At 37.0% G+C, this 12,316-nt stretch carries 11 protein-coding genes; 9 read left to right on the forward strand and 2 right to left on the reverse strand.

The genetic code is table 11. The features are described from left to right. The first annotated feature begins 30 nt into the window (after nucleotides 1-30). The 7 genes from ACCQ42_RS08760 to ACCQ42_RS08790 all read left to right on the forward strand — a co-directional run bounded on the left by ACCQ42_RS08760 (nucleotide 31) and on the right by ACCQ42_RS08790 (nucleotide 6,426). Nucleotides 31-357 carry a PadR family transcriptional regulator gene (locus ACCQ42_RS08760; protein WP_199792168.1) on the forward strand — a complete coding sequence of 109 codons (327 nt, stop codon included), beginning with the start codon at nucleotides 31-33 and terminating at the stop codon, nucleotides 355-357. Next, nucleotides 354-1,049, forward strand: coding sequence for a pseudouridine synthase (locus tag ACCQ42_RS08765; RefSeq protein WP_410035956.1), 696 nt, complete (start codon nucleotides 354-356; stop codon nucleotides 1,047-1,049). Before ACCQ42_RS08760 ends, ACCQ42_RS08765 begins: the two co-directional genes overlap by 4 nt. Before the next feature lie 127 nt (nucleotides 1,050-1,176). Continuing rightward, on the forward strand, nucleotides 1,177-1,749 hold the full coding sequence (locus ACCQ42_RS08770) for a glycerol-3-phosphate responsive antiterminator (protein ID WP_199792167.1): 573 nt from the start codon (nucleotides 1,177-1,179) through the stop codon (nucleotides 1,747-1,749). 9 nt (nucleotides 1,750-1,758) lie between these two features. Further along, nucleotides 1,759-3,264 carry a glycerol kinase GlpK gene (gene glpK / locus ACCQ42_RS08775; RefSeq protein ID WP_265213643.1) on the forward strand — a complete coding sequence of 502 codons (1,506 nt, stop codon included), beginning with the start codon at nucleotides 1,759-1,761 and terminating at the stop codon, nucleotides 3,262-3,264. Nucleotides 3,265-3,382: 118 nt separating this feature from the next. Continuing rightward, the gene (locus ACCQ42_RS08780) at nucleotides 3,383-4,804 is read left to right on the forward strand and encodes an NAD(P)/FAD-dependent oxidoreductase (protein WP_410035957.1); all 1,422 of its coding nucleotides are present in this window, start codon (nucleotides 3,383-3,385) and stop codon (nucleotides 4,802-4,804) included. Nucleotides 4,805-4,813: 9 nt separating this feature from the next. After that, a complete protein-coding gene (locus tag ACCQ42_RS08785) occupies nucleotides 4,814-6,073 on the forward strand; it encodes an NAD(P)/FAD-dependent oxidoreductase (RefSeq protein WP_106460956.1) in 1,260 nt (419 codons plus the stop codon). Then, nucleotides 6,070-6,426, forward strand: coding sequence for a DUF1667 domain-containing protein (locus tag ACCQ42_RS08790; RefSeq protein WP_265213640.1), 357 nt, complete (start codon nucleotides 6,070-6,072; stop codon nucleotides 6,424-6,426). Before ACCQ42_RS08785 ends, ACCQ42_RS08790 begins: the two co-directional genes overlap by 4 nt. Before the next feature lie 91 nt (nucleotides 6,427-6,517). Here ACCQ42_RS08790 and ACCQ42_RS08795 read toward each other — a convergent pair whose 3' ends face one another. Together ACCQ42_RS08795 and ACCQ42_RS08800 are read right to left on the reverse strand one after the other, a co-directional pair. Beyond that, a complete protein-coding gene (locus tag ACCQ42_RS08795; protein WP_410035958.1) occupies nucleotides 6,518-7,990 on the reverse strand; it encodes an NAD(P)/FAD-dependent oxidoreductase in 1,473 nt (490 codons plus the stop codon). A 163-nt stretch (nucleotides 7,991-8,153) separates the two neighbouring features. Beyond that, nucleotides 8,154-8,471: an antibiotic biosynthesis monooxygenase family protein gene (locus tag ACCQ42_RS08800; protein WP_410035959.1), complete on the reverse strand. Its 318-nt coding sequence runs from the start codon at nucleotides 8,469-8,471 to the stop codon at nucleotides 8,154-8,156. 137 nt (nucleotides 8,472-8,608) lie between these two features. On the opposite strand from ACCQ42_RS08800, the gene ACCQ42_RS08805 reads away from it, so the two are divergent. Together ACCQ42_RS08805 and ACCQ42_RS08810 are read left to right on the forward strand one after the other, a co-directional pair. Then, a complete protein-coding gene (locus ACCQ42_RS08805; RefSeq protein ID WP_410035960.1) occupies nucleotides 8,609-10,837 on the forward strand; it encodes a zinc ribbon domain-containing protein in 2,229 nt (742 codons plus the stop codon). 64 nt (nucleotides 10,838-10,901) lie between these two features. Next, nucleotides 10,902-12,233: an alpha-amylase family glycosyl hydrolase gene (locus tag ACCQ42_RS08810; RefSeq protein WP_265238129.1), complete on the forward strand. Its 1,332-nt coding sequence runs from the start codon at nucleotides 10,902-10,904 to the stop codon at nucleotides 12,231-12,233. Nucleotides 12,234-12,316 lie beyond the last annotated feature (83 nt).

Raw genomic sequence — 12,316 nt, forward strand, 5'->3', positions numbered from 1 at the left:
CTATGTAATACAATATAGCTAGGTGATAAAATGATAGATTCGCAAATGCTAAAGGGATTAATCGACGGGATAATCCTGCATATAATCAAAAATAAGGAAACCTACGGCTATGAAATAATCGAAGAACTCAAGCTAAATGGTTTTTACAATATGACAGAAGGAACTGTCTACCCAATCTTGACTAGGCTTATCAAAAAAGGCCTAATCCTAGGCACCTACAGGAAATCAGATATAGGTCCTAAGAGAAAATATTACTATATAACAGATCAGGGTAGGGACTATCTTGAGGATTTTTACAAATCATATGATAGTCTAAGCCAGGCTATGGCAAATATCCTAGAAAAGGGGAGAAAATGAGAGTCGACAAGATGATAGGCAATACCGGCCTTGATACCAGGAAAAATATAAAAAGAAATGCAAAAAAAGGAGCCCTAGTTATAAATGGGGAGACTGTGAAGGATTCATCAACAAAGGTAGACCCTTATGTAGACGAAGTCTACTATATGGGCCATTTTGTGGAATATATAGAAAATATCCATCTAATGATGAATAAGCCAGCAGGGGTATTATCAGCCACAAAGGATGAGGATCAAACCGTAATTGACCTTTTGGATGATTTTTACCTAGATTATGACCTATCAATAGCAGGTAGGCTAGATAGGGATACAACTGGCCTTTTAATTCTATCGACAGATGGTAAACTCATTCATAAGATAACAAGTCCAAATTCAAATATTACAAAGACCTATGAGGCCATCACAAGAGATCCAATTGATGAAAGCTTTATCGAAGAATTTAAAAAGGGAGTCTATATAAAAGAGGACGATTATACAGCAAGGCCTGCTGATTTAGAAATCCTAGAGCCAAACAAGGCTCTTGTCAGGGTTACAGAAGGAAAGTTCCACTTGGTTAAAAGACTCTTTTCAAACCTAGGCAATGAAGTTGTAAATTTAAAAAGAATAGCCATAGGTAATCTAAAGCTTGACCCATATCTTGGTGAGGGTGACTATAGAGACCTAACTGAATCAGAGTTAGAACTTTTTTCTTAGCTAAGATTATTTTATGAAAACACTTGCAAAAAATTAGCAAATGTGATAATATATTAATATGTTATAATAGATGAGAGAAACGAGCTTGATTAAGATTAGGCTCGTTTTGTGTGTTTTGAGGAGAGATATGCTAGATATAAGAGAAGAATTATATGAAAATCCAATAATAATGGCTATCAAAGATGGTAAAGACTTAAGAGAGAGTCTTAAGGAAGAATATTCAGATAATAAATTAGTTTTTGTATTATATGGCAATATAGAAAGTCTTCCTACCATAGTCAAGAAATTAAAGTCTAAGAATAAGATAGTCTTTGTTCACGAAGGCCTAATAGAAGGATTGTCATCATCTCGCTATTCACCTAGTTTTATCAAAAAATACACAGAAGCTGACGGAATAATTACAACAAGGGCACAAAATGCCTATGAAGCTAGGAAGATTGGCCTTAAGTCTGTCTTAAGATTTTTTCTCTTGGATAGCTTATCTTATGAAAGTGTCAAGGATACAATCAAAAACACCTCTGCTGATCTTCTAGAAATTTTGCCAGGTATAATGCCTAAAATCATCGAAGAAATTACAGGCTGGAGCCAGGTGCCACTTATTGGTGGAGGGCTCATCAGAGATAAGGAAGATGCTATGGCAGCCCTAAAGGCAGGGGCTATTGGAGTATCATCATCAAATACTAAAATTTGGAAAATGTAAGGATTGGTTATGACAAAATATATTATGGCATTAGATGCCGGAACAACAAGCAATAGGGCGATAATTTTTAATAAAAAGGGCGAGATAATGTCTGTCGCCCAAAAAGAATTTACACAATTTTTCCCACATCCAGGCTGGGTAGAGCACGATGCTACAGAAATATGGTCCACTCAAATAGGTGTATGCACTGAGGCTATGGCAAAACTTGGAATTGAGGCGAAAGATATTGAGGCCATTGGAATTACAAACCAAAGAGAAACAACCATAGTTTGGGAAAAGGACACTGGAAAACCTGTTTATAATGCAATCGTTTGGCAATGTAGAAGAACCGCAGACATGGCTGATAAGCTGGTTGAAGATGGCTACAGGGGCATGATTCAAGAAAAAACAGGCCTTGTTGTAGACCCATATTTCTCAGCTACAAAGATTAGATGGATTCTTGATCACATAGAAAACGGCCAAGAAAGAGCTGAAAATGGAGAATTACTCTTTGGTACTGTAGATACTTGGCTAGTTTATAACCTAACTCGTGGCAAAGTACACGTTACAGATTATTCAAATGCTTCAAGAACAATGATCTTCAACATCCACACCCTAGAATGGGATGATGAACTTCTATCTATGCTTAATATTCCAAAATGCATGCTCCCAGAAGTCAAACCATCTTCTTATGTATATGGTACAACCTTCCCAGGCTACTTTGATGGCGAAATCAAGATAGCAGGTATAGCAGGTGACCAGCAAGCAGCCTTATTTGGTCAAACATGTTTTGAAAAGGGAGATGCTAAAAATACCTATGGTACAGGTGCCTTCCTACTAATGAATACTGGAGATGAAGCTGTAAAATCAGACAACGGCCTTGTAACAACAATTGCCTGGGGCCTTGAAGAAGGCAAGGTAGACTATGCCCTTGAAGGGTCAATCTTTGTTGCAGGCTCTGCCATCCAGTGGCTAAGAGACCAACTAAGGATAGTTGATGCTGCTGATGATACAGAATATATGGCCACAAAAGTAGATGATACAAATGGTTGCTATGTAGTGCCAGCCTTTACAGGACTTGGTGCTCCATATTGGGATCCATATGCAAGGGGCACAATAATTGGCCTAAGTCGTGGCACAAATAAATACCACATAGTAAGGGCGACCCTAGAATCTCTTGCCTATCTTACAAATGATGTATTAGAGGCTATGCAAAGAGATGCAGGCCATGCCCTCCACGAACTAAAGGTAGATGGTGGTGCAAGTGCTAATAATTTCCTTATGCAATTTCAAGCAGACATGATCCAATCAAAGGTAGAAAGACCAAAAACACTTGAAACAACAGCCCTAGGAGCATCTTACCTAGCAGGTCTTGCTACAGGGTTCTATAAGGATAAGGATGAAATCAGAGAGTTTAGACTTGTAGATAAGGAATTTCAACCACAAATCTCCAAGGAAGAAAGAGATAAGAAGGATAGAAATTGGCAAAGAGCCATCGGCAGGTCATTTGACTGGGCTAAGCACTATGAAGAATAAATTTGATTGAAAATTAAAATTGTGATATAATCAAAGTAAGTTAATAAAACAGAGATAAGCGAGTAAAAGTATAGCTACTTTTGCTTGCTTTTTTTTATAGGATTTTTAAGGAGCAAAGATGTTTGATGTAATAATTATAGGTGGAGGAGTTGTTGGAGCGTCAGTAGCAGCCCACCTATCAAAGAAAAAAGGTGAATTTTTATTACTAGAAAAAAATGAAGATGTATGTACCGAAACAACTAAGGCTAATTCAGGCATCTGCCATGGCGGCTATGATGCAGAACCAGGCAGCCTAAAGGCAAAATTCAATATTTTAGGAAATCAAATGATGGATGAAGAAAGCAAGCTTTTTGCCTTCCCATATAAAAAAATTGGAAGTCTAGTTTTATGCCACGATGAAAAGGACTTAGACAAGCTAGAAGCCCTATACCAGCAAGGTTTAGAAAATGGTGTAAAAGGCATGAAAATCCTAAATAGAGATCAGACTTTAGCCCTAGAAAAAAACATAACCGAAGATGTAGTAGCTTCCCTATATTGTGAAGAAGCAGGCATCCTAGATCCATTTTTAATGAACATAGCCTATGCAGAAGTATCAAATATAAATGGGGTAGATTATAAATTCAACACAAAGGTAGAAAAAATCGAGAAAATCCAAGACCACTGGATTCTACATACCAACAAGGGTGATTTTGAAGCAAAGGCTGTGATAAACTGTGCAGGCCTCTATGCAGATGACCTACATAACCAAATTTCTGATACAAAATACGAGATCAAGGCCAGACGAGGTGAATATCTTCTTCTAGATAAGGAAACATCAGGTTTTGTAAAGCAAGTAATGTTTAACCTTCCAACAGAAAAAGGCAAGGGAATCCTTGTTACACCAACAATTGATAACAACACCCTTGTAGGACCTACATCAGACTTTGTAGATGATAAAGGCGACAGAAGGTCAACGAGAGAAAGACTTGAGGAAGTTATAGAAAAATCAAATCACACAGTAAAGGATGTACCAGTAAGAATGGTAATCACATCCTTCTCAGGAAATAGGGCCCACGAAATAGGCGGTGACTTTATAATTGGGGAAAGTGAAGAAGGCTTCTTTGACTGCGTGGGTATAGAATCTCCAGGCCTAACTTCATCTCCAGCCATAGGCAAATACATGGCAGATCTTGTAGGAGATAAATACGGATTTGAAGAAAACGAAGACTTTACCTATGACAGAAAACCAATACCAAAGACATGTGAGATGAGCCTTGAAGAACACTCAGAGCTAATTAAGAAAAACAAACTCTACGGCAAAATCATCTGCAGGTGTGAATCTGTAACAGAAGGTGAAATAGTAGATGCAATAAATAGGCCTCTAGGTGCAAGAACTGTAGATGGCATTAAAAGACGTGTAAGAGCAAGTGCTGGTAGGTGCCAAGGAGGATTTTGCCTTCCACATCTAATGGAAATCTTAGCCCGCGAACTAGGCGAGGATATGTCAGATGTAGTTAAAAACTCAAAAGAATCTTACTATGTAGACGGAAGAGTAAAGTAGGTGACTTATATGAAAAATTATGATTTAGTAGTAGTAGGCGGAGGACCTGCAGGCCTTGCAGCAGCAGCCAAGGCCTATGATTGTGGTATAGAAAAGATCTTAATTGTAGAAAGAGATAATAGGCTTGGTGGAATCCTTAACCAATGTATCCACAATGGTTTCGGCCTTCATAGGTTTAAAGAAGAATTAACAGGTCCAGAATATGCTGGAAGATTTGAAGATGAAGTGGCTAAGCGTGATATAGATGTAATGCTAAATACAATCGTAATGGACTTTAGCCATGATAAAACCCTAACCCTAATGAATGAAGAAAATGGCATGTTTCAAATAAGGCCAAAGGCAGTAATCCTAGCCATGGGTTGTAGGGAAAGACCAAGAGGAGCCCTAAACATACCAGGAAGCCGTCCAGCAGGGGTATATTCAGCAGGTACAGCTCAAAAATTAGTAAACCTAGATGGCTTCATGCCAGGTAAAAAAGTAGTGATCTTAGGTTCAGGCGATATAGGCCTAATTATGGCCAGACGTATGACCCTAGAAGGAGCAAAAGTCCAGTGTGTGGCAGAAATTATGCCATATTCAGGAGGTCTTAAGAGAAATATTGTCCAATGTCTAGATGACTTTGATATTCCCCTATATTTTTCAACAACAATATCAGATATAGTAGGAGATGACAGGGTAGAAGGTGTTTACCTATCAAAGGTAGATGACCATATGAAAGTCATCCCAGGCACAGAAAGATATGTAGAATGCGATGCCATCTTACTTTCTGTAGGCCTAATACCAGAAAATGAATTAAGTAGGGATGCAGAAATTACTATGGACCCAAGAACCAAGGGAGCAGAAGTATCCGATAGGATGATGACATCAATAGATGGGGTCTTTGCAGCAGGCAACGTCCTCCACGTCCACGACCTAGTAGATTATGTAACAGAAGAAAGTGAACTAGCTGGAGAAAACGCAGCAGCCTACATAAAAGATGAATTTAAAGGAGAAGGTGAAAAGAAAATTCACCTTAGGCCAGGCAATGGAGTAACTTATACAGTGCCTCAATATATAGCTCCAAGCTCAATGAGAGATGAAGTAGTAATCAGATTTAGGGTAAATAACATCTACCAAAAATCACGCCTAGTACTTGAAGTAGACGGAAAAGAAGTAGCCCAAAAGAGAAAACTAGTATTTGCACCAGGTGAAATGGAAAATCTAGTCATAAAGAAAAGCGACCTAAATGAAAACAGCGAAAAAATCGAAGTAAGATTGGAGAGCTTATGATCAAAGAATTAACCTGCATAAATTGTCCTCTAGGCTGCACAGTCAGCGTTACAGTAGAAGATGGACAAATCACAAATATCACAGGCAATACTTGCAAGAGAGGCGAAGTATATGCTAGAAATGAACTAACAAACCCAGTAAGAACAGTAACTTCTACAGCAAGGGTAGACGGAGCAAAAGAATACCTTGTATCAGTCAAAACTGAAGAGGGTGTTCCAAAAGCAAAAATCATGGAAGTAATGAAAGAAATAAACAAGGCACACATAAAAGCCCCTGTAGCCATAGGTGATACAGTAATAGAAAATGTAGCAGGCACAGGAATAAGAGTAGTAGCCACATCCAAGGCTAGTTAAGATTTAAACAATCTAGTTTTTAAAAAATAACTTTAATAAAGAATGAAATTTCAATAAAAAAATACCGACAAAATTTCTTGCCGGTATTTTTTTAGTTGGATATTTCTTTTATAAATTTGTTTATATCAGCCTTGTTGACTCTTGTAATTCCAGAATGCTCTGAGTCGAAGCGGTCCGATTCTATATTTTTGCCTTCTTCATCTTCCATAACTTCAATTACTCTAGATCTGCAAAATGATCCTTGGCAAAAGCCCATGCCTGCCCTGGTTCTTCTTTTGATTGAATCAAAGCTATTGCAAGGGATGCCTCGATTCATGGCATCTCTTATTGTTGCTTCACTTACCTGTTCGCACCTGCAGACGATCCTTTCTGGATTTCCTAGAGGAAGATCTACTTTTTTTATAACTTTGTTAAAGGCCTCTAGTTCTTTATACTCAATAATTGCCTTCCTGTGAGGGTTAAAATCAGTTTTTTCTTCAAAGCTAAGTCCTAAATCTCTTAGGATATTTTCAATAATTCTTGCCACGGCAGGGGAGGCGGTGATGCCTGGAGATTGGATGCCAACTGCATTTATGAAGCCACTTGTCTTAGTATTTTCGATTATGAAGTCCCCTGTAGATGAGGCTGGTCTTAGGCCTGTAAATGACCTGATAAATTCTTTTAGGTTGATTACATCATCTTTTACAGATTTTTGAGCTAGTTTATAAATTTCAGCTAGCCTTTCTATGTGGGTGCTTTTATCTATTTCTTCTTCATCTATGGCATCTGGGCCTAGGAGAAGGTTGTTGTGGTAGGTCCTTGTAACAAGGATTCCCTTGGATTTTGGGCTTGGGGTTTGGAAGAGGACGTGCTTTATCCTAGAACCAGTGCCTTTTTGCATGATTAGGTATTCGCCAGACCTTGGATGGATGGTGAAATCTGTTTCTGTAATCATCTTTGAGATTCTAGCTCCTTCAAGACCTGAGGCATTTATTACAAATCGCGCTTCAAATGAATTTCCTGCTTCAGTCCTTACAGTGAAAATGTCCTCATCCTTGCTAATATCTGCTACTCTTTCTTCAAGACTAAGCTTAACACCATTTGAAATGGCGTTTTCCATGAGGGCTATCACATATTCGTAAGGCGAGCAAACGCCAGCCCCTTTGCAGTATAGGGCGGACCTAGCATTTTCGGACACATTTGGCTCTAATTCTTTAAGTTTTGCTTGGTCAATAATTTCTATATCATCTAGGCCATTTTCAAGGCCTATAGCCATGAGCCTTTCAAGTTCCTTTTCATCTTCCTCATCAAAGGCAAGGACGAGGGATCCATTTTCCAAAAATCCGAAATTTAGGTCTTCATCAAGCTTCTTAAATTCTTTCCTGCCCTCATAGCAGATACGGCCCCTAAGCTCATGATGGGGCTCGGCATAGCCTCCATGAATTATGGCGGAATTGGCCTTTGAAGCGCCCATAGATACATCATTTTCCTTTTCTAGGACTAAGACATCAAGCTTGTAGGCAGATAGCCTTCTAGCAATACTAGCTCCTGTGACACCGGCGCCTATAATTATTAGATCATACATCTTTTTAAACCTCTCTATAAGAAAGAGCGCGATAGACTCTTGTAACGTATTTTTTAGACAAAAAGAGAGCGATAAAAAATAAATCGCTCTCTTCTTCAAATTCTATGTAAACCTTTTCTATATTATATCATACAAAGATAATAAATTCAAGATGGTTATAAATCTACTTTCTTATGTATTTATCGTCATTTGATCCTTCTATTTCTTGGTATTTATGGACTTGCATTCTAATATCGTATTTTTCTCTTAATTTTATTATTTCGTCCATCATAGGTGATTGGTGGTGGATATTTAGGGCTTCTTGGTTTTCCCAGATGTCTAGAAGAAGAATCTCATCATCTTTTTCAAGGCTTTGATAGTATTCGTATTTTATATTTCCTTTTTGTGCCCTAATTCTATCTACTATTCCTTTTTCTGTCATTTCCTTGGCGAATTTCTTGCTGTCCTTGCCCTTATATAAAATATTAATCGTTAATGTCATAGTTTCCTCCTAGTAAATTTTTACCCAAATTTGAGTTATCAAATATTTTTTACATTTAAAAGGCTTTTTAATAGCTAATTTGGTTTATATTTTAACTTTTAAAAGTATATTATATGTAGGAAAATAGGAGAAATGATATGAAATGTGACCACTGTGGTGCAAATATTGAAGATGATAGCTTATTTTGTCCTGTTTGCGGCAATAAGCTAGAAAAAGAAGACAAGTCTGGTGCTGACTCGTCTAAAGAGAAAGTTAAAAAATCTAATATATTTGCAGAAAAGTTTAAAAAAATTAAAGATATGGCTAATCCTAAGCCAAAGCTTGAGGAGAAAGCTCCTAAAGCTTCGAATTTAAATGATAAGGGTCCTAGGAAGGATGAGCCTTTAAAAGCTAATAAGGCAGAAGCAAGCCCTCAAAAAGAGCCTATAAATAGGATGGATAAGTCAAGCAGAAGGTTTGAAAACTTGGGAGAGTCTAAGCAAAAAGCCAACCAAAGATCCCTTATTGAAGAAATCCAAGAAAAGGTATCTTTTAATAATGAAGCAAAAAAAGATGATTCACACCTTTATATTGACGAAAATAATAATATGGCCAAACAAGGTCTTGAGGAAAAGCTTGATAGGCTAATAGGTGATGAATCTGTTAAGCTATCAAATATAACTGTTTCTGCCGGTATAAGAAGGATTCAAGATAGAAATAGGAAGTTTGATAGGGAAAAATCTCTTGGAGACTTAAAGGATAGGACTGCAGGGGCCAGACCTCTTAAGGAAAAAAGTATTGTTCCTGTTGAAGAGATAAGTGATGGAGACCATAAAGCTGATGAAATTAAAAAAGATTCAGAATCTTTTAATCCAAAGAAATATTTCACAAATAGGAATATTATCTTAGTTGTAATAGCCTTATTGGTCGCACTTTTGGGAAGCCTTTTGTATATGAAGCTCCATAAGGTAGAAGATGTTGTCTTAAACCTAAGTGACTATATTACAATTTCCTATGAGGGTGAAGACGGCCAGGCTATACCAAAGGCAGGCATTGATAAAGATAAGCTGATTTCAGATTATCAGGATAAGATCAAATATATCTCAAGGAATAATAATAAGGATTCTTACCCAAGTCCAGCTCATGAATTTGCCGAAGACTTGACCAATAATGTCATCTTCCAATATTCAAAAGATTCTGGCCTATCAAATGGTGATGAGATAACTATTATGGCAAATCTAGATAATATAAAATTATCAGATAAGTACAATGTTCAGATAACATCAGCCTCAAAACCTGTGATAGTCGAAGGAGCAGGTGGAGTGGCAAGCGATGGTCAAAATGAAGATGGTAGTGTCGATCCTTTTGAATTTATAGATGTAAAATTTGAAGGACAAAGCCCGGATATAAGTTTGATAACAAGCTTAAAGGACGGAGCTCCAGAATACATGCACACAGTAGAGATATCTCCATCGAAAACAAGTGGAATCAGCGAAGGGGAAGAAATTGAGATTACACTTAATTATAGTCCAGATCAGATGACAAATAACTATGGTGTAAGTCTGAATCCAACAAAGAAGACCTTCACAGCTAGCCTAAGCAACGAGACAAGTGATGATAGCGACTCAAAATTCATAAAATCTACCAGCAGCCTTGATGAAAATCTCCTGGGAGAATTAAAGAACAAGGCAGGAGAGCTTATAAAACAGACAATCCTCTATAAAAATATAATAAATGTAGATAATGTCGAATACCTAGGCTCAGTTACTGGCTATAGCGATGACAAAAATGCAGAGATTAAAAATAGGGTCTACCTAATTTATGAAGTAAGCACATCAGAAAGACTAGCCGATATTAATTATCAAGGTAACTTCAAATATTACACTTTTGTAGAATTCCAAAACGTAAGCAAAAAAGCTGATGGAGATGGTAAATTCTTTAGCGGAGGACCACTTACAACAGATAACCAAATATTCCATAAATTCTTCGTAGAAAGTGAATATAAGTATTATCAAATTGAATATCAAGGCTTCGGCTTCATTGACAAGGTTCTAGCACATGTGGGAAGTGCTCTAGAAGGCTTAAGTGTCACCCAAGATAATAAGACAGAAATGAACAAGCACTTTGCTACAGGCGATGGAGTCATCGGGGAATATCAAGCTGATAACCAAAGGCTATCCCTAAGAGATGATGGAAGCTTGGTATATCAAATAGATAAGGCAGTTCACACAGGCTCCTACAGCGTAGATGGAAATACAGTATCAGCAAGCATAAAGGGAGTAAATGTTGATACACCAATAACATTAACCTATGATAATGGAAGCCTAAAGGCCGACGAACAAGGAGAATTTAGACAAACAAGCTTCCAAAAAATAGAAAACTTTTAATCTTAAAAGGAAATATGGTCAAGCTGTATTTCCTTTTAAAATGCAAAATAAAAAGAGGGAATAAATGCAAAATAAAGAACTAAAATCAACTTATTATCAAGTCTATCTAGAAAGTTTCCTAGACTCAAATAACGATGGAATCGGGGATATGAATGGTCTAGCAAGTAAAATGTCAATCCTAGGCCAAGTAGGCTTTAACTACGTCTTTGTAAGCGATATTTTCGGCGAAAAAGACGGAAAAACTGACTTTAATCAAATAAATCCAATTTTAGGGGATGATAAAGCTATAGTAAATCTCTATTGGAAGGCAAAGAAAAATAGGATCAAAGTAATCCTAGACTTTGAAAGCAGGGCCTTAATAGATAGTTTTGGCCAAGATGATTTCATAGGTGAATTTGAAAAAATAATAAAAAAATATCATGAATTAGGCATAAGAGGCATAAGGATTTTAGAAACAGATTATCTAAAAGAAATCTACCAAGATAAGTTTGAAGAAATCCTCAAAAATCTAAGGCAAATCTGTCTTGACCAAGAGATCCTATTTGTAGGAGAAATTGCCGATATAGATTTAATAAAAGATGATAATCTCCTAGATATGGTCTACTATTCAAAGGCAAGTGATCTCATAGAAAAAAACTCCTATGGCAAATTTTATAGGCTCTTAGATAGCTTACAAAACAATATAAAGGATAAGGACATCCACTATGGTCTAGACCTTACAAATACATCTCACCCAAGAATAATGGATAAAATCCTAGGAGAGACAGGCGACACCCTAGCCCTATCAAAGGCCCTTGCCATAATGATGATAACAATGGGCATAGTTCCAATCTTCTACCAAGGCGAAGAAATAGAAGCCAAGGCAGAGTATGAGCTAGATATAGAAAAGATAAAAGATTCAGAAATCAAAGAAGCCTATGAAAAATTCATAGAAAGTGGCCTTGACAAAGACCAGGCTCTAGAGAAAATCAAAAGAGAAACAAACTTCTCAAGCAAGCTTGCCATGAGATGGGACCCTACAGCCCTGGGTGGATTTTCAAAGGTGGAAAATTATTATGGAGACATGATAAATCTAGACAATAATTATAAAGACTACCTAAAAGATGCCGATTCCTTTATCTTCTACCTAAACGAATTAATCATGCTGAGAAAAAGAGAATCAGCCTTTGGTCTAGGAGATTACGAAAAAATCTTCCTAGATGATTCAGTATATGTATACAAAAAATCCTACAAAGATACAACTTATCTAATTTTAATAAATCTAACAGATGATTTTTACGAATTAGATGAAAAAATCTCAGAGATGATGGCAGAAGGGGAAGTCATCCTAAATAACAACCAAGACTACGAGCCAGAAATCCTAGACGCCTACCAGGCCCTATTAATAAAATTATAAAATATTCATGAAATTAAAAAACACAAGTCTAAGTGACCTGAACCCCAAAATCCGAAATACGGATGGAGGGGTTTTAGTATGCC

The sequence above is a fragment of the Anaerococcus kampingae genome (assembly GCF_046365475.1).
Lineage (GTDB): Bacteria > Bacillota > Clostridia > Tissierellales > Peptoniphilaceae > Anaerococcus > Anaerococcus kampingae.

Coding starts and splice junctions, on each gene's coding strand:
- ACCQ42_RS08780 (WP_410035957.1), top strand. CDS start 3,383: ATGTTTGATGTAATAATTATAGGTGGAGGAGTTGTTGGAGCGTCAGTA.
- ACCQ42_RS08760 (WP_199792168.1), top strand. CDS start 31: ATGATAGATTCGCAAATGCTAAAGGGATTAATCGACGGGATAATCCTG.
- ACCQ42_RS08800 (WP_410035959.1), bottom strand. CDS start 8,471: ATGACATTAACGATTAATATTTTATATAAGGGCAAGGACAGCAAGAAA.
- ACCQ42_RS08770 (WP_199792167.1), top strand. CDS start 1,177: ATGCTAGATATAAGAGAAGAATTATATGAAAATCCAATAATAATGGCT.
- ACCQ42_RS08805 (WP_410035960.1), top strand. CDS start 8,609: ATGAAATGTGACCACTGTGGTGCAAATATTGAAGATGATAGCTTATTT.
- ACCQ42_RS08790 (WP_265213640.1), top strand. CDS start 6,070: ATGATCAAAGAATTAACCTGCATAAATTGTCCTCTAGGCTGCACAGTC.
- ACCQ42_RS08795 (WP_410035958.1), bottom strand. CDS start 7,990: ATGTATGATCTAATAATTATAGGCGCCGGTGTCACAGGAGCTAGTATT.
- ACCQ42_RS08785 (WP_106460956.1), top strand. CDS start 4,814: ATGAAAAATTATGATTTAGTAGTAGTAGGCGGAGGACCTGCAGGCCTT.
- ACCQ42_RS08765 (WP_410035956.1), top strand. CDS start 354: ATGAGAGTCGACAAGATGATAGGCAATACCGGCCTTGATACCAGGAAA.
- glpK (WP_265213643.1), top strand. CDS start 1,759: ATGACAAAATATATTATGGCATTAGATGCCGGAACAACAAGCAATAGG.
- ACCQ42_RS08810 (WP_265238129.1), top strand. CDS start 10,902: ATGCAAAATAAAGAACTAAAATCAACTTATTATCAAGTCTATCTAGAA.